Here is a 22754-nt window from a genome sequence, read left to right as displayed (position 1 = left end):
ACCCCGGTGAGCAGCGCGACTAGACTCGCGGGCGTCGTTTGAGCCCAGCCGCGTCCACGGGAGCCCCATCGTGACCAACCCCAGCAAGCCGGTCGTCCTCATCGCCGAAAAGCTCGCTCCGTCCACGCTGGCCGTGTTCGGCGACGAGGTGGAGGTCCGGCACGTGGACGGCACCGACCGCCCCGCGCTGCTGGAGGCCGTGAAGGCCGCCGACGCGCTGCTGGTCCGCTCCGCGACCAAGGTGGACGCCGAGGTGCTGGCCGCGAGCACGCGCCTGAAGGCCGTCGCCCGGGCCGGGGTCGGCCTGGACAACGTCGAGGTCCCGGCCGCCACCGAGCGCGGTGTGCTCGTGGTCAACGCGCCGACCTCGAACATCGTCTCGGCCGCCGAGCCCGCCGTGGCGCTGCTGCTCGCCGTGGCCCGCCGCATCCCGGCCGCCGACCAGAGCCTGCAGGGCGGCGCGTGGAAGCGCAGCTCGTTCAGCGGGGTCGAGCTGAACGGCAAGACCGTCGGCGTGGTCGGCTTCGGCAAGATCGGCCAGCTGTTCGCCGCGCGCCTGGCCGCGTTCGACACCAAGATCGTCGCCTACGACCCCTACGTCTCGGCCGCCCGCGCCGCCCAGCTCGGCGTCGAGCTGGTGAGCCTGGACGAGCTGCTCCAGCGCGCCGACGCGATCTCGATCCACCTCCCCAAGACCCCGGAGACCAAGGGCCTCATCGACGCCGAGGCGCTGAAGAAGACCAAGCCCGGCGTGATCATCGTCAACGCCGCGCGCGGTGGCCTGGTCGACGAGGAGGCGCTGGCCGAGGCCATCCGCAACGGCCACGTGGGCGGCGCCGGCATCGACGTGTTCGTCACCGAGCCGACCACCGAGAGCCCGCTGTTCGGCCTGCCCAACGTCGTGGTCACCCCGCACCTGGGCGCCTCGACCGCCGAGGCGCAGGACCGCGCGGGCACCGACGTCGCCCGGTCGGTGCTGCTCGCGCTGCGTGGCGACTTCGTGCCGGACGCGGTCAACGTCGCCAGCGGCGGTGTGGTGGGCGAGGAGGTCCGCCCGTACCTGCCGCTGACCCAGAAGCTGGGCACCGTGCTGGCCGCGCTGAGCCAGAAGGCGCCGTCGGCGGTGACCGTCGAGGTGCGCGGCGAGCTGTCGTCGGAGGACGTCAGCGTGCTGTCGCTGGCCGCGCTGCGGGGCGTGTTCTCCGGCGTGGTCGAGGACCAGGTCACGTTCGTCAACGCGCCGCGCCTGGCCGAGGAGTTCGGCGTGCGCACCGAGATCGTCACCGAGCCGGAGAGCCCGAACTGGCGCAGCCTGGTCACCGTGCGCGCGGTGCACGACGACGGCAGCGTGCTGTCGGTGTCGGGTTCGGTCACCGGCAACAACCAGGTGGAGAAGCTGGTCGAGGTCAACGGCCGCCACTTCGACCTGCGCGCCGAGGGCCACATGCTGCTCCTGGAGTACCCGGACCGCCCGGGCATCATGGGCCGCGTCGGCACCCTGCTGGGTGAGGCTTCGGTCAACATCGAGGCGGCGCAGATCAGCCAGACCACCGACGGGTCGGACGCGGTGATGATCCTGCGCGTCGACCGCGAGGTCGACTCCCACCTGTTGGAGCCGATCGCGGCGACCGTCGGCGCCCGCACGATCCGCGCCATCACGTTCGCGTAACGCGGAGTACCTCCCAAAGTCGGATTACTCCGATCCGCTCTAGGCGTTCCGCCGGGGCACGGGCTAAGTTCGCACCCTCGCCTTGATCCGGAGTGAGGGTGCGAACAAGCATGAGAAACAGGACCCGGCGGTCGCTCGCCGCCGTCTTCGCCGCCGCGCTCGCCGCGACCGGTTTCGCGTCGGGCAGCGCGGCGGCCCAGGACGAACCGCTCGCCGCGGGCAAGCCCGCGGCCAAGGTCGCCGACGACGGCCTGCGCGGCAAGCTGTCCCCGCGCCTGGCGTCGGCCTCGGGCCGGACGACCGCGTTCATCGAGCTGACCCACCAGCCCGCGGTGGACGCCTTCAACGCCGAGCTCGGCGCCGGCAAGGACCGCGCCAAGCAGGCGGCGAACAACGCCAAGGCCGGGGTCGCCGGGGTGGTGAACTCCGTGCTCGGCCAGCTGCGTTCGCTGGACGCCGGCACCGAGGTCCTGTACTCGACCGCGAACGCGGTGCCCGGTGTGGTGGTGACCGCCGACGCCGCGAAGATCCGCGAACTGGCCGCCCGGCCCGACGTCGCGTCGATCCGCACGGTCGTGCCGAAGACGCGCAGCAACAACAGCGCCGCCCAGCTGACCAACACGCTCACCGCGTGGCAGCAGACCGGCCGCCTCGGCGACGGCATCAAGGTCGGTGTCATCGACGACGGCATCGACTACACCCACGCCGACTTCGGCGGCCCCGGCACGAAGGCGGCCTACGACTCGGTCGACCGGGCCGCGCCGACGCCGCTGTTCCCCAACGCCAAGGTGGTCGGCGGCACCGACCTCGTCGGCGACGACTACGACGCCGGCACCGAGGGCGCGGACACCCCCAAGCCGGACCCGAACCCGATCGCGTGCGGTGAGCACGGCACGCACGTCGCCGGCACCGTCGCCGGGTACGGCGTCAACGCCGACGGCAGCACCTTCACCGGCGACTACTCGAAGCTGACCGCCGACTCGCTGAACGCGATGAAGATCGGCCCGGGCATGGCGCCCAAGGCCTCGCTGTACGCGATCAAGGTGTTCGGCTGCGAAGGCTCCACCGACGTCACTTCGCAGGCTCTGGACTGGGCGCTGGACCCGAACGGCGACGGTGACTTCGACGACCGCCTCGACATCGTCAACCTGTCGCTGGGCAGCGACTTCGGCGCGCCGGACGACCCGGACTCGCTGTTCGTGCGCAAGCTCGCCGCGAACGACGTCCTGTCGGTCATCGCCCAGGGCAACGGCGGTGACCTCTACGACGTCGGCGGTTCGCCGGGCAACACGCCGGAGGCGCTGACCGTGGCGTCCAGCCGGGACGTCTCGGTCCTGCGGGACGCGGCGGACGAGGCCGGCCCGGCCGGGATCGCCGGCCCGAAGGGCGGCCAGTACAGCCAGAACTACACCGGCTACGACACCCTCGACCGGACCGCCGCGGTGGCGAAGCTGTCGTCGGCCAACGCCGACGGCTGCGCGCCCTACTCCGACGCCGACAAGGCCGCCGTCGCGGGCAGGTTCGCGTGGCTGGAGTGGGACGACAACGACGCCACCCGCGCCTGCGGTTCGGCCGTGCGCGCCAACAACGCGCAGGCCGCCGGCGCCGCCGGGGTCCTGCTGTCCTCGGGCCTGGAGCACTTCGCCGCCGGCATCGCGGGCAACTCGGCCATCCCGATGTTCCAGTTCACCGCCTCGGCGACCAGCCAGATCCGCCCGGCGCTGGACGCGGGCACGCTGACCGTCCGCCTCTACGGCGCCGGCCGCGCGAGCCTGCAGACCTACGACCCGGCGATCGTGGACACCCCGAGCTCGTTCACCTCGCGCGGCGTGCGCGGCCCGGCCGTCAAGCCGGACGTGTCCGCGCCCGGTGACACGATCTCGTCGGCCCTGCGCGGCAGCGGCAACAACCGCACGGTCCTGTCCGGCACGTCGATGGCCACGCCGCGGACCGCGGGCGTCACCGCGCTGCTGCGGCAGGCGCACCCCGACTGGTCCGTCGAGGAGATCAAGGCCCTGGTGATGAACACCGCCGGGCACGACATCGTCGCCGACGGCAAGACCTACGCGCCGCAGCGCGTCGGCGCCGGCCGGGTGGACACCCAGGCCGCGCTGAACGACCAGGTGCTGGCCTACTCGCGGGACGACCGGGGCGCGGTCAGCGTCACCTTCGGCACCGTCGAGGTGGACCGGCCGACCACGCTCACCAAGACCATCCAGGTGGTCAACAAGGGCACCAGCTGGGCCCGCTACAACGTGGCCTACGAGGGCATCACCAACCTGCCCGGCGTGCAGTACCAGCTGTCGGACCGCTCGGTGACGGTGCCGCCGCGGGGCACCGCCTCGGTGCGCGTCACCCTGCGGATCACCGATCCCACGGCGCTGCGCAAGGTCATCGACCCGACGGTCGCGACCGAGCAGGCCGGGATGGCCCGTCAGTTCGTCGCCGACGCCTCCGGCCGGGTCGTGCTCAGCCCGCCGCCCGGCGGCAACACCCCGTCGCTGCGCGTGCCGGTCTACGCGGCGCCGAAGCCGGTGTCGTCGATCGACACCCCGCGGTCGCTGAACTTCACCGGCGACACCGCGCGGTTCACGCTCACCGGCCGCGGCGTCGACCAGGGCACCGGCAGCCAGCGCTACGAGTCGCTGATCAGCGTCCTGGAGCTGCAGGGTTCCTCGCCGCGGCTGCCCGAATGCCGGGGCAGGCTGACCGACGGCTGCACCATCAACGAGACCGCCAAGGGCGGTGACCTGCAGTACGTCGGCGCCGCGTCGACCATCGCCCAGTCGCGGCGGGAGGGCCACGCCGACCAGGCGCTGCTCGCCTTCGGGATCTCGACCTGGGGCAACTGGGCGAACCTGGGCAGCAACACGATCCCGTTCGTCGACATCGACACCACCGGCGACGGGGTGCCGGACTTCGAGTCCTACGTCACCAAGGCGAGCGGCACCGACGTCTGGCTGGTCAACACCGTCGACCTGAACGCCGCGGGCTTCCCGAGCGTGGACATCCAGGCGGTCAACGGACAGCTCGGGGACGTGGACACCAACGTGTTCGACACCAACGTCGTGCTGCTGCCGGTCAGCATCGCGGCGCTGGGCATCGATCCGGACGCGGCCTCGCACAAGATCAGCTACACCGTCGGCACCACCGGGTACTACGTGGCGCCCAGCAGTGCGAACGGGCTCATCGACGCCATCAGCACGCCGATGACGTTCGACGCGCTCGCGCCGGGCTACTCGGTCTCCGGCGCCGTCGGCGCCGCGCTGAGCTACTCGGCGAAGCCGGGCACCGTGCTGGAGGTCACCCGCAACCCGGCGTCGACCGACACGGTGCTCGGGCTGCTCGCGCTCAAGCACCACAACGGCAACGGCAACCGGGTGAGCGTGATCCGGGTGAACGGGGGGTCGTTGGGCTGACGACCGGGGCGAATCCACCGTCCGGGTGTCTCACTTGTCGGGAGATTCCGTCATAAGGGTGGTGCCGCTTCGGCTCGTTGGCGACAGCCGGTAACCTGCCGTCGCTGGAGTATGTGGGCAAACGGGTGCGAACGAGCCCCGTGGCCCTGATCGACGGAGGTGTCTGATGCGGCTGGCGGTGATCCCAGGTGATGGGATCGGACCCGAAGTGATCACCGAGGCCCTGAAGGTACTCGGCGAGGTCGCTCCGACAGTGGAGTACACGAACTACGACCTCGGCGCGGCCCGCTGGCACGCCACCGGCGAACTGCTCCCCGAGTCGGTTCTGGGCGAGCTCCGGCAGCACGACGCGATCCTGCTGGGCGCGGTCGGCGACCCGACCGTGCCCAGCGGGATCCTGGAGCGCGGCCTGCTGCTGCGCCTGCGGTTCGAGCTGGACCACCACGTGAACCTGCGCCCGGCCAAGCTGTACCCGGGTGTGCGCGGCCCGCTGGGCGACCCGAACGCCGAGATCGACATGGTGGTCGTGCGGGAGGGCACCGAGGGCCCGTACGCGGGCAACGGCGGCCTGCTGCGCAAGGACACCGAGCACGAGATCGCCACCGAGGTGAGCGTCAACACCGCGTTCGGCATCCGCCGCGTGGTGGCCGACGCGTTCAAGCGGGCCGAGGAGCGGCCGCGCAAGCACCTCACGCTGGTGCACAAGACCAACGTGCTGCTGCACGCCGGGTCGTTGTGGTCGCGGATCGTCGAGGAGGTGTCGCTGGAGCACCCGGAGGTCACGGTCTCCTACTCGCACGTCGACGCCGCCACGATCCACATGGTCACCGACCCGGGCCGCTTCGACGTGATCGTCACCGACAACCTGTTCGGCGACATCATCACCGACCTGCCGGCCGCGGTCACCGGCGGCATCGGCCTCGCGGCCAGCGGCAACCTCGACATCACGCGCCGGAACCCGAGCATGTTCGAGCCGGTGCACGGCAGCGCGCCGGACATCGCCGGGCAGGGCATCGCCGACCCGACCGCCGCCGTGCTGTCGGTGTCGCTGCTGCTGGACCACCTGGGGCAGCGCGAGGCGGCCCGCCGCATCGAGGCGTCCGTCGCCTTCGACCTGGCCACGCGCGACCAGGCCAACCCGGGCACCACACAGGCGATCGGCGACCGCCTGGCCGCCCTGGTCTCGTCGAACGCGCGACCGGTCGCCTGACCGGTTTTTCCGCCGTGGCGGCCATTCCCGATCCGGGGGTGGCCGCCACGGCGTTTTTTGCCCTTTCGCGCGCCGGTGTGGCATGATGCGGGTATGGCTTCATCTTTCGCCGTGATCATTATCGGCAGGCGCGCCGGGTAGTGTCCGCATCGGACACCTGGCGCGCAGACCTCTCGCATCCGCGGGAGGTTTTTTTGTTGCCCGTGAAGCCTCCCACCACGCATAGGAGATGACCGTGACCCGCACGGAGCCAGCCGGACTGCCGCTCGGTGACGACTTCCACCTGTACGACACGACGTTGCGGGACGGTGCCCAGCGTGAAGGCATCTCCTACTCGGTGGCGGACAAGCTCGCGGTCGCGCGTCTGCTGGACGAGCTGGGTGTGGGCTTCATCGAGGGCGGCTGGCCGGGCGCGCTGCCGAAGGACACCGAGTTCTTCGCCCGCGCCGCCGAGGGCGAGCTGATCCTCAAGCACGCCGCGCTCGTCGCGTTCGGATCGACCCGCAAGGCCGGCGCGAAGGCGTCCGAGGACGCCCAGGTGCGCGCGCTGCTCGACTCGCGGGCGCCGGTGGTGACGCTGGTCGCGAAGTCCGACCGGCGGCACATCGAGCGCGCGCTGCGCGTCGACGTCGACGAGGCGTGCGCGATGGTGGCCGACACGGTGTCGTTCCTGGTCGGCGAAGGCCGTCGCGTCTTCCTCGACGCCGAGCACTTCTTCGACGGTTACGCGTTCGACCCGGACACCTCCCTGCGGGTGCTGGAGGCCGGGTACACCGCGGGCGCGGACGTCGTCGTGCTGTGCGACACCAACGGCGGTCAGCTGCCGCTCGGGATCGCCGACACCGTGCGGGAAGTCGCCGCGCGCACCGGCTTCCGGCTCGGCATCCACTGCCAGGACGACACGTCCTGCGCCGTGGCCAACAGCATCGCGGCGGTCCAGGCCGGCGCGACGCACGTGCAGTGCACCGCGAACGGGTACGGGGAGCGGGCCGGCAACGCCGACCTGTTCGCCGTGACGGGGAACCTCGTGACCAAGCTCGGCATGGACGTGCTCCCGACCGGGGCCGAGGCCGAGCTGACCCGCGTCTCCCATGCCCTTGCCGAAATCGCGAACATCGCCCCCGACACCCACCAGGCCTACGTCGGGTCGTCGGCCTTCGCCCACAAGGCGGGGCTGCACGCGAGCGCGATCAAGGTGGATCCGTTGTTGTACAACCACATCGATCCGTCTTCCGTCGGCAACGACATGCGGGTCCTGGTCACCGAGATGGCCGGCAGGGCCAGCCTCGAGCTCAAGGGACGTGAGCTCGGGGTGGACCTTGCCGGCCGGCCGGACGCGGTCACGAGCGTGGTGGCGAAGGTGAAGGAGCTGGAGGCCGAGGGCTGGTCGTTCGAGGCCGCCGACGCCTCGCTGGAACTGCTGCTGCGCAAGGAGGTCGACGGCCCGGCCGAGCCGCCGTTCACGCTGGAGTCGTACCGGGTCGTGCTGGACCACCGCGGTGACGGCGAAGTGATCTCCGAGGCGACGGTGAAGGTGCACGTGGCGGGGGAGCGGGTGATCGCCACCGCCGAGGGCAACGGCCCGGTGCACGCGCTGGACGCGGCGCTGCGGAAAGCGCTGTCCCCGTCGCTGTCCTGGTTGGACAGCGTCGAGCTGGCCGATTACAAGGTCCGGATCCTGCCCAGCCACCCGGGCTCCGACGCGGTCACCCGGGTGCTGCTGAAGTCCAGCGACGGCGACCAGGAGTGGACGACGGTCGGCGTGCACGGCAGCATCGTGGAAGCCAGCTGGCTCGCGTTGTGCGACGCGCTGGCGCACAAGAGCTCCCGCTGCTGAGGCGGGACTCGCCTCCCTGCGCTCGTCGTGCGTGAGCCGCCAGGGTGGTGCCGCGGAGCCGTGGCGGGCAATCCTCGACGACCTCCCGCGCGCCGGATGCGCGGCTACCGGGGTGGTCCAGCGAGTTCGCCGCGCGCTGGCGCTGACCGCGGCGCGTTCCCCGTCATGGCAAGCGGTTCCCGGCACGCGCACCGCCGCGCTCGACACCCTCGTGGGGCCTGGCCGGCGGTCGCCGAGGGCACGAGCCCGACGACGTCCGAGGGCATCCCGTGGGCGCTCGACGTGCTCTTCGCCGCCGCCGACGGCTGGTGGGACCGCGGCGGCTTGCGCAGCCGGTGGGAGTGGCTGGACCTGTTGCGCGCTGCCGGCTTCCGCGAGCCGGGTTTCGCCGCCCTGCACGCGGGCCACCACGACCCGGGTGGCGTGGTGTGGGCGTCCAAGTGAGGTGTCAGTCGAACCGGACGAACGAGCGGAGGGTGCCCGGGCCGTAGTCGCGGATCTCGGTGTAGCCGAGGGCTTTGTAGAACGCGCGCTGGGCCGGTTCGTCGTCGGTGAGCAGCACCTTCTGCCGGACCGCCGCGTAACGGTCGAGCACGGCCCGCACCAGGAGCCGTCCGATGCCGCGGCGGTGTTCTCCCGGGTGCACCAGCACGTCCTGCAGGTAGCAGATCGTCGCGTCGTCGGACAGGGCGCGGGCCAGGCCGACCAGGCGCCCGGCGCGGCGCGCGGTGACCACATAGGACGAGCCGGCGATCGCGGCGCGCAGCAGCTCGGGATCCCGGGTGTAGGCCGACCAGCCCACGGAGTCGTACAACGCGAGCAGTTCGGCGGCGGCCGGGCCCGGTTCTTCCGCGACGAGGAGGTCTGCCACACCTCGATCATGGCGGTTCCCAGGCCGCCGTGCCCGGGTGGGGGCGGCTGACTAGGCTGGGTGCGTGCGTCTAGCTCGAGTTGCTCATGCCGGTGGGGTCGCCTTCGCTTCCGTCGACGGCGACGAGCTCCTGGAAATCGCCGACCACCCCTTCGGACAGCCGAACTACACGGGCAAGCGGTTCTCGCTCGCCGACGTGCGGCTGCTCGCGCCGATCCTCCCGTCGAAGGTGATCGCGATCGGCCGGAACTACGCCGAGCACGCGGCCGAGTTCGGCAACGAGGTGCCGGAGTCGCCGATGATGTTCCTCAAGCCGTCGACCAGCGTCATCGGGCCGAACGCCGCCATCAAGCTGCCCGCCGCGTCGCAGCGGGTGGACTTCGAGGGCGAGCTCGCCGTGGTCATCGGACAGCCGATCCGCAACGTGAAGGCCGCCCAGGCCCCGGCGGCGATCCTCGGCTACACGATCGCCGACGACGTCAGCGCGAGGGACCTGCAGAAGTCGGACGGCCAGTGGGGCCGTGCCAAGGGCTTCGACACGTTCTGCCCGCTCGGCCCGTGGATCGAGACCGCCGTGGACGCGTCCGACCTGGCCATCCGCACCGAGGTCGACGGTGAGCTCAAGCAGGACTCGCGGACTTCGCTGCTGATCCACAAGATCCCGGAGCTGGTGGAGTTCGTGTCGGGCGTGATGACCCTCCTGCCCGGGGACGTCATCCTCACCGGCACGCCGGCCGGGGTCGGGCAGATCACGGACGGACAGACGGTGTCGATCACGATCGAGGGCATCGGAACGCTGACCAACCCGGTGCAGAACGCCTGAGCAAGGCCCAAAAGTGGAGCCGGGTGGTCGTCCCAGAGATCTTTTCCCTGCGCTTCGCGCGGGGGCGCCTACGGCGCCGGAAGGTCACCTTGGGTGGACCTCCCCCGCCCCCGATGCCTGATTGTGTTTCGGTCGCCGAGCAGGCGTGTCAAGGCGGGAAAGAGTACCTTGACACGCCTGGTCGGCGACCAAAGATCGGCTGTGGATCGGGGGCGGGGGAGGTCTGGGGCGTGGTCGGTCTTCTTGCGTTGCCGGCCGGCGGTTTGTTGGGCTGCCGCGCGGTCAGCCGGGTGCCGGGCCGCTTGCGTTGCCGGCTTGAGGTTCGCAGGGCTGCCGCGCGGTCAGCCGGGTGCCGGGCCGCTTGCGTTGCCGGCTTGAGGTTCGCAGGGCTGCCGCGCGGTCAGCCGGGTGCCGGGCCGCTTGCGTCGCCGGCCGCCGGGTTCGCGCTCCTGCCTCAATCCCGCCGGGCCCACTTCGGTGCGTGTTCCGGCAGCAAGCCCACCCCGATGACGTAAGCGGGAATCCGCCGCGCGACCGGGATCGCGTTCATCACCGCCACCAGGGCGCGCGGCGGCCCGTTTCGCCGTCCCTCGATCACCGGGCGGATCACCATCCGGTGCATCGTCCGCTGGATCGCCTGCACCACCAGCGTCGGCAGCAGGCGGCGTCGCCGGATGCGTTCCAAGTCACCTCCGCTGACCCGGCCCGGCCGCACCGGTCCCGCCAGCAACCGGGCCGTCGCGACCGCGTCCTGCACCGCCAGGTTGATCCCCACGCCCCCGATCGGCGACATCGCGTGCGCCGCGTCCCCGATGCACAGCACCCCCTCGCGGTGCCAGCGCGGTAGCAGGTTGAGCCGCACGTCCAAGTGCTTCACGTCGTCCATCGACGTGATCGCGTCCACCCGGTCCGCCTGCTGCGGCAGCACCTTGCGGATCCGGTCGCGGAACGCCTCCACCCCCTCCGCGCGCAACCGGCCGTCGAGGCCCTTCGCCGCGAGGTACGCGATCTGGAAGTAGCCCTCCCGCGGGATGACCACCGCGAAGTGCCCGTCACGCATCCCGGGCGTCAGCTCCGCCTTCTCGTCCCCGTCCCGCGGCAGCCGGAACCACCACGTGTCGATCGGCACCGGGAACTCCCGCGGCCGCAGCCCCGCCTCCCGCCGCACCACCGACCAGCGCCCGTCGCACCCCACCGTCAGGTCCGCCCGGATCTCACCCGTCGTCCCCTCCGCCGTCCGGTACCGCACCCCGGCGACCCGGCCCGCCTCCGAGATCAGCGACGTCACCTCGGTGTTCATCCGCAGGTGGAACGTGGGCTCGGCCCGGCCCGCCTCGGCCAGGAGGTCCAGCAGGTCCCACTGCGGAACCATCGCGACATACGGGTGCGCGACCTTCAGCTTGCGGAAATCCGCGATCGTCAGCGCGGGCGGCCCCGGCACCGACACCGTGTCCAGCCTGCTCTGCGGCAGCTTGCCGAACCGCTCGCCGAGCCCCAGCTCGTCCAGCAGCGTCAGCGTCGACGGGTGCACCGTGTCGCCCCGGAAGTCCCGCAGGAAGTCGGCGTGCTTCTCCAGCACCGTCACCTCGACCCCGGCCCGCGCGAGCAGCAGCCCGAGCACCATTCCAGCCGGTCCGCCCCCGGCGACGAGGCAGGTCGTGCGCTCGCTCATGGCCACCATCCCCTTAATTCATCTCCTGTTGAATAAGACCAGCATGGCGCTCTCCGAACGCCTGGTCAAGCGGGATAGGCTGAACGGGTTATGACTGAGACAGTCCGCGCCCGCTTCTGCCCGTCGCCCACCGGAACCCCGCACGTGGGGCTCATCCGCACGGCGCTGTTCAACTGGGCCTTCGCCCGGCACCACGGTGGCAGCCTGGTGTTCCGCATCGAGGACACCGACGCCGCCCGGGACAGCGAGGAGTCCTACCAGCAACTGCTGGAGGCGCTGCGCTGGCTCGGTCTGGACTGGGACGAGGGTCCCGACGCCGGTGGCGAGTACGGCCCGTACCGGCAGAGTGAGCGCCGCGACATCTACGCCGACATCGCGCGCCGCCTGCTCGAAGCCGGCGAGCTGTACGAGGCGTTCTCCACCAACGAGGAGGTCGCCGAGCGCCGCCGGGCCAAGGGGCAGGACCCGCAGCTCGGCTACGACAACTTCGACCGCGACCTCACCCCGGAGCAGCGCGCGGCCTACCGCGCCGAGGGCCGGGTCCCGGTGCTGCGCCTGCGCATGCCGGACGAGGACCTGGCCTGGGGCGACCTGGTGCGCGGCGAGATCAGCTTCCCGGCCGGCTCCATCCCGGACCCGGTCCTGGTGCGCGCCAACGGCGACCCGCTCTACACGCTGACCAACCCGGTCGACGACGCGCTGATGCGGATCACGCACGTCCTGCGCGGCGAGGACCTGCTCCCGTCCACGCCTCGCCAGATCGCGCTGTACCGCGCGCTGGAGCGGATCGGCGTGGCGGAGTTCACGCCCGAGTTCGGCCACCTGCCGTACGTGATGGGCGAGGGCAACCGCAAACTGTCCAAACGCGACCCGCAGTCCAACCTGTTCAACTACCGCGACCGCGGCTTCATCCGCGAGGGCCTGCTGAACTACCTGGCCCTGCTCGGCTGGTCGATCGCCGACGACCGGGACACCTTCACCGTCGACGAGCTGGTGCGGGCGTTCGAGATCTCCAAGGTGAGCGCCAACCCGGCCCGCTTCGACGTCAAGAAGGCCGAGGCGATCAACGGCGTGCACGTCCGCGCGCTGGACGCCGAGGACTTCGCGCAGCGCGTGGTGCCCTACCTCCAGGCGGCCGGGGTCCTGCCCGCCGAACCGTCCGAAGAGCAGCTCACCACGTGGCGCACCATCGCGCCGCTGGTGCAGGAGCGGGTGACCGTCCTGGGCGACGCGGCGCCGCTGGTGCGGTTCCTGTTCGTGCCGGAGGCGGAGTTCGCGCCCGAGGAGGACGCGGCCGCCAAGAACCTCAAGCCGGACGCCGAACCCGTGCTGCGCGCGTCGATCGAGGCGCTGGAGGCGCTGCCGTCGTGGGAGACCGCGGCCATCGAGCAGGCGCTCAAGGACGCCTTGGTCGAGGGCCTGGGCCTCAAGCCGCGCAAGGCTTTCGCCCCGGTTCGCGTCGCCATCACCGGTCGCACCGTGTCGCCGCCGCTGTACGAGTCGATGGAGCTGCTCGGGCGGGAAGTTTCACTCGGACGTCTGCGTAACGCTCTGCCCGGCAACGCAGAGTAGAACCGATCGCGGTCGAATCGACGCGTTGAATCACCTTGTCGGCCGAACCGCTCAGCGTAGTTCTCGCCTAGCCTCGCTGGGTGGATTTTGCGCGTCCCGGCACACCTACCCGCGTCCGTGTCCCCGAGCCCGGTCTGGGGGATCCGGCGGATCCGTGGAGACCGTCCAGCCTGCGGCTGGTGTGCCTGGACATCGACGACACGTTGATCGACTTCACCTCCGCGGGCAAGCGCGCGCTGTCGCTGCTCATCGGCCGCGGCGACCTGTGGCCGCTGTGGGAGCGCATCACCGACTGGCACGTCGCCCGCGTGGTCGCGGGTGAGATCGACTACGCGTCCATGCACCAACGGCGCACCCAGTGCTTCCTCGCCGAGATCGGCATCGTGCTGGAAGCGGAGGACGTGGCCCGGTTCGAGTGCCGCCGCAAGGAGGTGCTGCGCACCTCGTGGCGCCTGTTCGACGACGTCCTGCCGTGCCTGGAGTGGCTGCGCGCGGCGGACGTCCTCATCGCCGCTGTGACCAACGCCTCCGGCGCCCACCAGCGGGCCAAGCTCGCCGACCTGGGGCTCACCCGCTTCTTCGACCACGTCGCCATCGCCGGGGAGGTCGGCGCCGCCAAGCCCGATCCGGTGATGTTCCACTCCGTGTGCGCGGTGCTCGACTGCGACCCGAGTGAGGCCGCCCACGTGGGGGACAAGCTGCACACCGACGCCGTGGGCGCCCGCGACGCCGGCCTGGAGGGCGTCTGGCTCGATCGCACCGGGGGTGACACGGCGGTGCCGGAGGGTGTGCACGTCATCGGCGGCCTGGACGAGCTCCCGCAGCTGCTGGTCAGCGAGTTCGCGCGGATCGGCGTGCCGGCCCAGCGCTGAACCCCACCCCCCGGTTACGCACCGCTGACGGGGCTAGGCTATATTTCTTCCCAGCGGAGCTGCTCCGAGTCGCGAATCGGAGTGGCAAACCGTTGGGGTATGGTGTAATTGGCAGCACGACAGATTCTGGCTCTGTTAGTCTAGGTTCGAGTCCTGGTACCCCAGCTGCAAGAGGAAAAACCCGCTCTGGTAAGGTTCCTCTCGCAACACGGAAGACCAACTTCCTAGCCCCCGTCGTCTAGCGGCCTAGGACGCCGGCCTCTCACGCCGGTAGCGTGGGTTCGAATCCCATCGGGGGTACACCGAAGGACCGCCAGCCACCAGGCTGGCGGTTTTTTCTTGTCCTGGCACGAAAAGCGCTCGTCCACCTTGGACAACTCACGTGACAGGCCGCCGGGGCGGCGCTTAACCTCCGGGCATGGCCGAGATCACGAACCTCCGGATCGCCCACACCGCCGATCTCGGCGCACCGGTCCTCCGCGCGGCCCACGACCTCTTGTCCGAGGTGTTCGACGGCGACCTGACCGAACACGACTGGGAGCACGCCCTGGGCGGCGTGCACGCGCTGCTGTGGGAGGGGCCGGAACTGGTCGCCCACGCGTCCGTGGTGCAGCGCCGGATGATCCACCAGGGGCGTGCCTGGCGCACCGGCTACGTGGAGGCCGTCGGAGTGCGTGCCGACCGCCGCAGGCGCGGCTACGGCGGCCTGGTGATGGCGCCACTGGAGCGTGTGATTCGCGAGGCGTACGAGGTGGGTGTGCTCAGCGCGTCGGATGAGGCGATCCCGTTCTACCGCGCACGCGGCTGGATGTGCTGGCGCGGGCCGCTGTCGGCGCTGACGCCGTCCGGGATCACGCCCACGCCCGAAGAAGCGGGCGGGGTCTTCGTGTTCGGGGGGTCGCTCGACCTCGACGGGGAGCTGACCTGCGACTGGCGCGACGGGGACGTCTGGTGAGCCGGTGGCACCGCGGCGGGCCGCGGTGCCACCGGAGTCACGCCAGGTTCGCGTAGACGACGATGTTGTCGGTGTAGCTGTGCTCGGCGTGGTCGAACACGCCACCGCACGTGATGAGCCGCAGCTGCGGCTTGTCGGTGTTGCCGTAGACCGCGTCCTGCGGGAACTGGTCCTTGGGCACCTGCGTGGTGTGGTCGACCACGAACCTCAGCTGCTGGCCGTCGCTGCGGTCGACGAAGATCTCGTCACCCGGCCGGACGTCCTTGAGCTTGTAGAAGATGCCCGGCTGGCGGTTGCCGTCGACGTGACCCAGGATGATCGCCGGGCCGACGTCGCCGGGCACGGGGGACAGGCGGTACCAGGCGGCCTGCATCGGCTTGTCGACCGAGGGCACCGCGATCTCGCCGTCCTTGTTCACCGCGACCGAGATGAGCGAGGACTCGGCGCCGATCTTCGGGATCCGCACCTGGGTCGGCCGCAGCTTGTCGTACGGCTTGGTCACCGGGACCGACGTGGTGGGCGCCGCCGTCTGCGTGGGCTGGGGATCGGAGCCGCAGCCGGTCAGGACGAGGGCGAGCAGAACCGCCGGGGCGGCCGCGAGAACGCGACCGCCCCGGCCGGCGAACGGGTTGCGCATGGCGTCAGAACCGGGCGGTGCCGCCGGCGCCGGTCTCCACGCCCTGCTTGGGCGCGAACGAGACCTGGGCGTCGCCACCGTTGCTCTGCTGCCACTCGTCGGCCTCGCCCGAGCCGGGGACCGGAGCCACGCCGCCACCGGAGGACCCGCCGCCCTGCGGGGCGCCCGCGCAGGTCCAGTCGGCGGTGACGTTGCCGGCGTCGAAGGACTTGCCCTCGTGCAGCTGCACCAGGTAGTCCCAGTACCGGCCGTCCTGCTCCTCCTGGTACGGGCCGTCGAGGATGTCGAAGTCCGGCGACCACACGTCGGTCGGCTGGCCGGCGGCGCACGCGATGATCAGCACGCCGGTGCCGTCGCCGAGGTCGATGCCGTAGGCGACGTCGTCCTGGTACGGCGGCTCCTCCGGGGTGCTGCTCTCGGAGGTCGACGTCGGCTGGCTCGACTCCGTCGTGCCGGGCGATGTCGTGGTGGACGTCGTGGCCGGGCTGCTGGTGAGGCTCGGCTGGCTGGTCGCCGTGGCGGCCGAGGACGTCTCGCTCGTCGTCTCGGCGGCCGAGCTGGGCGCGGAGGTTTCGGTGCTCTCCGGCGCCGCGGAGGTCGTGGTGGTGACCTCCGGGGTCGTGCTCTCCTCGGCGAGCGCGGCCGGAGCCATGGTGAGGCTGATCAGCGCACCGCTGATCACGGCCGCCGCGAGGCGGCCCAAGGGCTTACGCAAAGTGACTCCACTGGTGTTTTCGAGACGCGCGGTGACCCCGACCGCCCCCGGCGCGCGCGTCATCACTCTTCTGGCTGAGGCGCACGCGTGATCCTGCCCGATTTCGATCACGGGGAGAAACGAAAACGGGTGTGATGAAAATTGTCGCGGAAATGTGTAACGCGAACGCCCTAATCGACGATCGCGAATCAGCGCGTTACATCAACGGACGATAACAGTCCGTCGCCGCCGCGACCAGGCTCGCTCCGCTGGAAAATATCCCACGAGATCGGCCGGGATCGTGGATCGCCAGGTCCAGGCGATCACTGAGCGTGTCCTCCCGTGCTGGGGGAAAGCCCTTTCGGTCGATGTCGTGAACCGTTCACCGGTGCCAGCATGGAGACATCCCGATCTTGTTCCGCTGTGAGGGGTGGCTCACAGCGGTCTTGGTCTCGTTTCAGTGCCAATTCGGGTACGGGCGCGGCACAGTGGGTATCGCGATTGTGCCTGCCGAGGTAGCAGAGGAAGGGGGATTCGACCGTGACCGGACCAATCGGGCGTTTCTGGCGGCGCCTGCACATCGGTCGCAACCCGTTGGCCAGAACGTCCGACCGGGTCGAGGCTGCGCTGCTGTTCGTGGTGATGCTGGGGCTGCTGGTCGCGATTCCGCTGGCGTTGTTCGCCGGGTCCCAGACGTACGGGGGTCAGCTGGCGGTGTCCGAGGAGCAGCGCGCGTCGCGCCACCTCGTGACCGCGACGCTGATCGAGGACGCGCCGACGCCGGTGCCGGCGACGGAGGGCGCGTTCTCGACGAGCGGCTCGGCCGGGGTCCACGCGACGTGGACGTACAACGGCGGGGAGCCGAAGACGGGCATCGTGGCGGCCGACCCGGGCGCGACCGCCGGGACGACGGTCCCGGTGTGGATCAACGAGGCCGGGGACCCGGTGCCCGCGCCGATCAGCTCCACGGACGCGGCCACGACCGGCGCGCTGGCGGGAATCTTCGCCTGGCTCGTGGCGGCTCTCGTGCTGACCGCGACGTACTGGATCACGCGCTTCGTGCTGGACCGCAGGCGTGCCGCGAGGTGGGAAGCCGAATGGGCCGCGCTCGGCGACCGCTGGGCGCGTTCCTGACTGTTCACTGGGGTTTCCTGAGGTGGCGTGTGTTCTCCGTCTCGCCCCGTTGATCTCCAGCGCGGTCGAGGTTCCAGAATTCAATCATGGTTGAAAACGGGGTCACGTTCATCAACGTCATCGAACTGCCCGCCGGCGAGGTGGACGCGTTCGTCGAGCAGTGGCGGGAACGCGCGAAGCTGATGCGGGACGCGCCGGGGTTCCGGGACTCCCGGTTGCACCGGGCCAAGCTGCCGGACGCGCGCTTCCAACTGGTCAACGTGGCGCACTGGGACAGCGCCGAGGCGTGGCGAGCGGCGACTACGAACCCAGCCTTCCAGGCGGCGATGGGGGACGTGCCGGGAAGCGTTGCGCCGAACCCGGCCCTCTACGACGTGGTAGTGGAGTACGGACAACCCTGACCGCGCAGACGGAATCCTTCGTGGCGGAGGGCGCGGGCGGCATGATTTCTGGCGGGCCTGTGCGGTCCCTCCGCGGCGTGGTGGGTGGTGTTCGCCGCTGTCTGTTGCCGAGTGGTGAGCGCACACCGTGCGGTCGGTGTCGTCCTCGTGGGGTGGGTCGCGGTGTCTGCCGCTGCGCCTGGGAGTTCAGCGCACCCTGCGCGGTCGGCGTGATTGCCTGGCGAGTCCGCGCCGTCCCTCCGCGGCGTGGGGCGCGGTGTCCGCTGCTGGTCGTTGCCGAGCGGTGAGCGTTCCGCCGTGGCGGGCGGCCTTCGCCGCTGCCCGCCGCCGGTCTCGAAGAGTTCAGCGCACCCCGCGCGGCCGGAACTGGATGCTGATCCTCGGCCCGGCCGGGCGGCTCGTCTTCGGGATCGCGTGCTCCCACGTCCGCTGGCACGAACCGCCCATCACGATGAGGTCGCCGGGGCCCAGCAGCTGCCGCACGGTCGCTCCGCCGCCGCGGGGGCGCAGCAGCATGCTTCGCTGCGCGCCGACCGACACGATGGCCACCATGGTGTCCTCGCTCGAACCCCGGCCGATCGTGTCCCCGTGCCACGCCACGCTGTCCCGGCCGTCGCGGTAGAAACACAGCCCCGCCGTGCGGAACGGCTCACCCAGCTCGTCGCCGTAGTGCCGGCTCAGCGCCTCCCGCGCCTCCTCCAGCACCGGGTCCGGCAGGCGCTCGCCCTCGCCGTAGAAGCACAACAGCCGCGGCACGTCGACCACCCGGTCGTACATCCGGCGCCGCTCCGCGTGCCACGGCACGTCCGCCGCCAAGCGCTCGAACAACAGGTCCGCGCCCGTCAGCCAGCCCGGCCGCAGATCGATCCACGCGCCGTCGCCCAGTTCCGTCCGCCGCGTCGCGGTCAGGGACCCGAGCGAGCATTCCTCGGCCTGACCGAACAGCGACCCCTGCAGCCCTGCGGTCATCCCGCAAGGCTACCCCAAATCGAACGTCTGTTCTAGTCGCTACAGCCGTTCCTGCAACGCCTCCGCCGCCGCCAGCAGATCCGCCGCCCACCGCGCGCCCGGCTTGCGCCCGATCCGTTCCACCGGACCGGAAACCGACACCGCCGCGATCACGTTGCCCGCGGAATCCCGCACCGGCGCGGAAACGCTCGCCACGCCCGGCTCGCGCTCGGCCACGCTCTGCGCCCACCCGCGGCGCCGCACCTCGAGCAGGGTCCGTTCCCCGAACACCGCGTCCGCCAGGATCGTGCGCTGCGTGTGCGGATCCGACCACGCCGCGAGAACCTTCGCGCCCGAGCCGGCCGTCATGGACAGTCGTGTGCCGATCGGCACGGTGTCGCGCAGGCCACTCATCGGCTCGGCGGTCGCCACGCACACGCGCTGGACCCCGTCGCGCCGGTACAACTGCACGCTCTCCCCGGTGATGTCGCGCAGCTTCGGCAGCACCGAACTGGCCGCGTCCAGCAACGGATCCGCTGTCCCGCCCGCGAGTTCGGCGAGCGCGGAACCCGGGCGCCAGCGGCCGTCCGGCCCGCGCCGGAGGAGGCGGTGCACCTCGAGCCCGACGGCGAGGCGGTGCGCGGTCGCGCGCGGCAGCCCGGTCCGGGTGCACAGTTCCGCGAGCCCGCACGGATCCTCGGCCACGGCCTGCAGCACGGCCACGGCCTTGTCCAGAACGCCGATACCGCTCTGCTGGTCAGAAGAGCTATGCTGTCCCACGACGCGATACTAGCTTCCCGGGATTTGGGAAGTCCAGAATCTGGGAAAATCGAACCCGAGGTCGCTGACGTTCCCGCGACGGTCCCCGGGTTCCTTTGCTCCCAATCAACCTCGTGGGAGGAGCACACATGACCACCACGCGGCCGCGGACACTGGCCGAGAAGGTGTGGGAGGCGCACACGGTGCGCCGCGGTGAAGGAGCGGAACCCGACCTGCTCTACATCGACCTGCACCTGGTGCACGAAGTCACCAGCCCGCAGGCGTTCGACGGTCTCCGCCTGGCGGGGCGCAAGGTGCGCCGCCCGGATCTGACCATCGCGACCGAGGACCACAACGTCCCGACCGTCGACATCGAACTCCCGATCGCCGACCCGGTGTCCCGCACCCAGGTCGAGACGCTTCGGAAGAACTGCGCGGAGTTCGGCGTCCGGCTGCACCCGATGGGCGACGCCGAGCAGGGCATCGTGCACGTCATCGGCCCGCAGCTGGGCCTGACCCAGCCCGGTATGACGGTCGTGTGCGGTGACAGCCACACCTCCACCCACGGCGCCTTCGGCGCGATGGCGTTCGGCATCGGCACCTCCGAGGTCGAGCACGTGCTGGCCACCCAGACCCTGCCGCTGCGGCCGTTCAAGACGATGGCGATCAACGTGGACGGACAGCTCCGCCCGGGCGTCACCGCGAAGGACGTCATCCTCGCTGTCATCGCCAAGATCGGCACCGGCGGCGGCCAGGGCTACGTCCTGGAGTACCGGGGCAGCGCGATCGAGGCGCTGTCGATGGAAGCCCGGATGACCATCTGCAACATGTCGATCGAGGCGGGCGCCCGCGCCGGCATGATCGCCCCGGACGAGACCACCTTCGCCTACCTGAAGGGCCGCCCGCACGCCCCGAAGGGCGCCGACTGGGACGCCGCGGTCGAGAACTGGAAGTCGCTGCGCACCGACGAGGGCGCCGAGTTCGACGCCGAGGTCCACCTCGACGCCGACACCCTGACCCCGTTCGTGACCTGGGGCACCAACCCCGGCCAGGGCCTGCCGCTGAGCGAGTCGGTGCCGGACCCGGAGCAGATCGCCGACGAGAACGAGCGGTACGCCGCCGAGAAGGCCCTGTCCTATATGGACCTGAAGCCGGGCACGCCGCTGCGGGAGATCAAGGTCGACACCGTCTTCCTCGGCTCGTGCACCAACGGCCGGATCGAGGACCTGGGGGCCGCCGCGGACGTGCTCCAGGGCCGCAAGGTGGCGCAGGGCGTCCGGATGCTCGTCGTGCCCGGCTCGATGCGGGTGCGCCAGGCCGCCGAGGCCGAGGGGCTGGACAAGGTCTTCCTCGACGCCGGCGCCGAGTGGCGGCAGGCGGGCTGCTCGATGTGCCTGGGCATGAACCCGGACCAGCTGGCCCCCGGCGAGCGCAGCGCCTCCACCTCCAACCGCAACTTCGAGGGCAGGCAGGGCAAGGGTGGCCGCACCCACCTCGTCTCGCCGCTCGTCGCGGCCGCCACGGCCGTCCGCGGCACGCTGTCCAGCCCCGAAGACCTGAACTGAAGGAGCCCACACCACCATGGAGCCGTTCCAGAAGCACACCGGCATCGGAGTGCCCCTGCGCAGGTCCAACGTGGACACTGACCAGATCATCCCGGCCGTCTACCTGAAGCGGGTCAGCCGCACCGGTTTCGAGGACGGCCTGTTCGCCGCCTGGCGGAGCGACGAGTCGTTCATCCTGAACCAGGAGCCGTTCAAGGCCGGCAGCGTGCTGGTCGCCGGTCCTGACTTCGGCACCGGGTCCTCGCGCGAACACGCTGTCTGGGCATTGATGAACTACGGCTTCCGCGTCGTCATCTCCTCCCGCTTCGCCGACATCTTCCGCGGCAACTCCGGCAAGCAGGGTCTGGTGGCCGCCCAGTGCGAGCAGTCGGACGTCGAGCAGCTGTGGAAGATCCTCGAGAACGACCCCGGCACGGAGGTCACGGTCGACCTGGAGGCGAAGACCGTGCGGGCCAAGGACTTCCAGACGACCTTCTCGATCGACGACTACACCCGCTGGCGGCTGCTGGAGGGGCTCGATGACATCGCTCTCACCCTGCGACACGCCGAGGACATCGACCGGTTCGAGGCCGGCCGTCCCAGCTGGAAGCCGGTGACCACCCCGGTGGCCGCCGGCTAGCACGAATTCCCTGCTCAGCAAGGGATTCGCACCCGGCCATCGGCCGGGCACACCACGCCGAACGGCGCGCGGAAGGGCCCGCGAGGGTCGCTCAGGAGGCGGAAACCACGCCCCGCCTGCAGAAAAATTCCGCGCGCCGTTTGGAATTTTGGGCGAGTTGGTAATACCGTGTGCGTGAAGTCGGCCGATGTGGCCGTGTGACACGTAGTTCTTCATGGAGGACTGGAATGGCCAACAAGGCCCAGCTGATCGAGGCGCTCTCCGAGCGTCTGGGCGACAAGAAGGTTGCTTCCCAGGCGGTCGACAACCTGGTGGACATCATCATTCGCACCGTGCAGAAGGGCGAGAAGGTCAACATCACCGGTTTCGGGGTGTTCGAGAAGCGCGCCCGCGCGGCCCGCACCGCTCGCAACCCGCGCACCGGTGAGACGGTCAAGGTGAAGAAGACCAACGTCCCGGCCTTCCGCGCCGGTACGACCTTCAAGGACGTCATCAGCGGTGCCAAGAAGCTGCCGAAGGCCACGGCGGCGAAGCGCACGACGACGACTTCGACCCGCAGCGCTGCCGCTTCGACCCGCAGCACCGGCACCACGACCCGTGCCGCGTCGTCGCGGTCCACCACCGCGAAGGCGACGACCACGCGTCCCACCGCGACCCGCAGCACCAGCACGCGCACCCGCGCCGCGGCCGCCACCAAGACCGCCGCGCCGAAGGCCACGGCTTCGAAGACCACGGCGGCGAAGTCCACCGCGGCGAAGAAGACGACCGCCACGAAGGCGGCCCCGAAGGCCACCGCCGCGAAGACCACCGCGGCGAAGAAGAGCACCACGACCCGGAAGAAGAAGTAAGAGCTATCGCGATTGCTTCTCGGCAGGGCCCCCGCGGATCCGCGGGGGCCCTGCCGCGTTCCGGGAGCGGCGCGCCAGCGCCGTGCAGTGAACCCAAGGTAGCTGGGTGGTCATCCCGTCGTCTGACACTGGACGATCACCTTGAGCCAGGGCCGCAACCCGGGCCGCCAACCGGCGGCCGACCATGCCAACCTTGCGGCCCTGGCTCAAGGTGATATGCACAAACCGGAAGGCGACGGGATGACCACC

At 70.8% G+C, this 22754-nt stretch carries 20 protein-coding genes and 2 tRNA genes; 16 read left to right on the top strand and 6 right to left on the bottom strand.

Translation table 11 applies throughout. The features are described from left to right. Positions 1-70: 70 nt before the first annotated feature. From serA to D0D28_RS35775, 5 genes are all read left to right on the top strand, one after another. Entirely contained in the window at positions 71-1669 is a 1599-nt protein-coding gene (gene serA, locus D0D28_RS23060) for a phosphoglycerate dehydrogenase (protein WP_116112288.1), read from the top strand. Between the two features lie 110 nt (positions 1670-1779). Further along, positions 1780-5088, top strand: coding sequence for a S8 family serine peptidase (locus D0D28_RS23055; protein WP_116112285.1), 3309 nt, complete (start codon positions 1780-1782; stop codon positions 5086-5088). Between the two features lie 166 nt (positions 5089-5254). Next, the gene (locus D0D28_RS23050) at positions 5255-6298 is read left to right on the top strand and encodes a 3-isopropylmalate dehydrogenase (protein ID WP_116112283.1); all 1044 of its coding nucleotides are present in this window, start codon (positions 5255-5257) and stop codon (positions 6296-6298) included. A gap of 235 nt (positions 6299-6533) precedes the next feature. Then, positions 6534-8135, top strand: coding sequence for a citramalate synthase (gene cimA, locus D0D28_RS23045; protein WP_116112349.1), 1602 nt, complete (start codon positions 6534-6536; stop codon positions 8133-8135). A gap of 165 nt (positions 8136-8300) precedes the next feature. Further along, positions 8301-8579 (top strand): hypothetical protein, encoded by a 279-nt coding sequence (locus D0D28_RS35775; RefSeq protein WP_162831158.1) that lies wholly within the window; start codon positions 8301-8303, stop codon positions 8577-8579. A 4-nt stretch (positions 8580-8583) separates the two neighbouring features. On the opposite strand, the gene D0D28_RS23040 is transcribed toward D0D28_RS35775, so the two are convergent. After that, positions 8584-9006 carry a GNAT family N-acetyltransferase gene (locus D0D28_RS23040; RefSeq protein WP_116112280.1) on the bottom strand — a complete coding sequence of 141 codons (423 nt, stop codon included), beginning with the start codon at positions 9004-9006 and terminating at the stop codon, positions 8584-8586. Positions 9007-9070: 64 nt separating this feature from the next. Between D0D28_RS23040 and D0D28_RS23035 the strand changes: the two genes are divergently transcribed. After that, on the top strand, positions 9071-9829 hold the full coding sequence (locus D0D28_RS23035; protein WP_116112277.1) for a fumarylacetoacetate hydrolase family protein: 759 nt from the start codon (positions 9071-9073) through the stop codon (positions 9827-9829). A gap of 454 nt (positions 9830-10283) precedes the next feature. Here the strand turns inward: D0D28_RS23035 and D0D28_RS23030 are convergent, their stop codons facing one another. Next, positions 10284-11510, bottom strand: a complete 1227-nt coding sequence (locus tag D0D28_RS23030; RefSeq protein ID WP_205413337.1) for an FAD-dependent oxidoreductase — start codon at positions 11508-11510, stop codon at positions 10284-10286. A gap of 81 nt (positions 11511-11591) precedes the next feature. On the opposite strand from D0D28_RS23030, the gene gltX reads away from it, so the two are divergent. The 5 genes from gltX to D0D28_RS23005 all read left to right on the top strand — a co-directional run bounded on the left by gltX (position 11592) and on the right by D0D28_RS23005 (position 14900). Then, positions 11592-13073, top strand: coding sequence for a glutamate--tRNA ligase (gene gltX, locus D0D28_RS23025; protein ID WP_116112275.1), 1482 nt, complete (start codon positions 11592-11594; stop codon positions 13071-13073). Positions 13074-13252: 179 nt separating this feature from the next. Beyond that, positions 13253-13945: an HAD family hydrolase gene (locus tag D0D28_RS23020; protein ID WP_116112272.1), complete on the top strand. Its 693-nt coding sequence runs from the start codon at positions 13253-13255 to the stop codon at positions 13943-13945. A 93-nt stretch (positions 13946-14038) separates the two neighbouring features. Next, positions 14039-14110, top strand: a tRNA-Gln gene (locus tag D0D28_RS23015). A gap of 62 nt (positions 14111-14172) precedes the next feature. After that, a tRNA-Glu gene (locus D0D28_RS23010) sits at positions 14173-14245 on the top strand. A gap of 118 nt (positions 14246-14363) precedes the next feature. Continuing rightward, on the top strand, positions 14364-14900 hold the full coding sequence (locus tag D0D28_RS23005; protein WP_116112270.1) for a GNAT family N-acetyltransferase: 537 nt from the start codon (positions 14364-14366) through the stop codon (positions 14898-14900). Positions 14901-14937: 37 nt separating this feature from the next. Here the strand turns inward: D0D28_RS23005 and D0D28_RS23000 are convergent, their stop codons facing one another. Together D0D28_RS23000 and D0D28_RS22995 are read right to left on the bottom strand one after the other, a co-directional pair. Next, the gene (locus D0D28_RS23000; protein WP_116112268.1) at positions 14938-15537 is read right to left on the bottom strand and encodes a class F sortase; all 600 of its coding nucleotides are present in this window, start codon (positions 15535-15537) and stop codon (positions 14938-14940) included. Positions 15538-15541: 4 nt separating this feature from the next. After that, positions 15542-16252, bottom strand: a complete 711-nt coding sequence (locus D0D28_RS22995) for a hypothetical protein (RefSeq protein ID WP_233157408.1) — start codon at positions 16250-16252, stop codon at positions 15542-15544. 519 nt (positions 16253-16771) lie between these two features. Here D0D28_RS22995 and D0D28_RS22990 point away from each other — a divergent pair. Then, positions 16772-17365 carry an Rv1733c family protein gene (locus D0D28_RS22990; RefSeq protein WP_116112265.1) on the top strand — a complete coding sequence of 198 codons (594 nt, stop codon included), beginning with the start codon at positions 16772-16774 and terminating at the stop codon, positions 17363-17365. 86 nt (positions 17366-17451) lie between these two features. Then, the gene (locus tag D0D28_RS22985; RefSeq protein ID WP_094007386.1) at positions 17452-17766 is read left to right on the top strand and encodes an antibiotic biosynthesis monooxygenase family protein; all 315 of its coding nucleotides are present in this window, start codon (positions 17452-17454) and stop codon (positions 17764-17766) included. 342 nt (positions 17767-18108) lie between these two features. Here D0D28_RS22985 and D0D28_RS22980 read toward each other — a convergent pair whose 3' ends face one another. Further along, the gene (locus D0D28_RS22980; protein WP_094007380.1) at positions 18109-18735 is read right to left on the bottom strand and encodes an alpha-ketoglutarate-dependent dioxygenase AlkB; all 627 of its coding nucleotides are present in this window, start codon (positions 18733-18735) and stop codon (positions 18109-18111) included. Between the two features lie 39 nt (positions 18736-18774). Beyond that, positions 18775-19494, bottom strand: coding sequence for an IclR family transcriptional regulator (locus tag D0D28_RS22975; protein WP_027931891.1), 720 nt, complete (start codon positions 19492-19494; stop codon positions 18775-18777). Between the two features lie 128 nt (positions 19495-19622). Here D0D28_RS22975 and leuC point away from each other — a divergent pair, with 128 nt between their 5' ends. The 3 genes from leuC (at position 19623) to D0D28_RS22960 (ending at position 22505) form a co-directional block, all read left to right on the top strand. Further along, on the top strand, positions 19623-21038 hold the full coding sequence (leuC, locus tag D0D28_RS22970; RefSeq protein ID WP_116112263.1) for a 3-isopropylmalate dehydratase large subunit: 1416 nt from the start codon (positions 19623-19625) through the stop codon (positions 21036-21038). 16 nt (positions 21039-21054) lie between these two features. Continuing rightward, complete coding sequence (gene leuD / locus D0D28_RS22965; RefSeq protein WP_094007377.1) at positions 21055-21657, top strand: 3-isopropylmalate dehydratase small subunit; 603 nt, start codon at positions 21055-21057, stop codon at positions 21655-21657. A gap of 227 nt (positions 21658-21884) precedes the next feature. Further along, a complete protein-coding gene (locus D0D28_RS22960; RefSeq protein WP_094007376.1) occupies positions 21885-22505 on the top strand; it encodes an HU family DNA-binding protein in 621 nt (206 codons plus the stop codon). Positions 22506-22754 lie beyond the last annotated feature (249 nt).

The organism is Amycolatopsis ruanii, assembly GCF_003385175.1.
GTDB lineage: Bacteria > Actinomycetota > Actinomycetes > Mycobacteriales > Pseudonocardiaceae > Amycolatopsis_E > Amycolatopsis_E thermalba.
The sequence above is the reverse complement of the archived record's forward strand: the minus strand, read 5'-3'. Positions and strand labels throughout refer to the sequence as shown.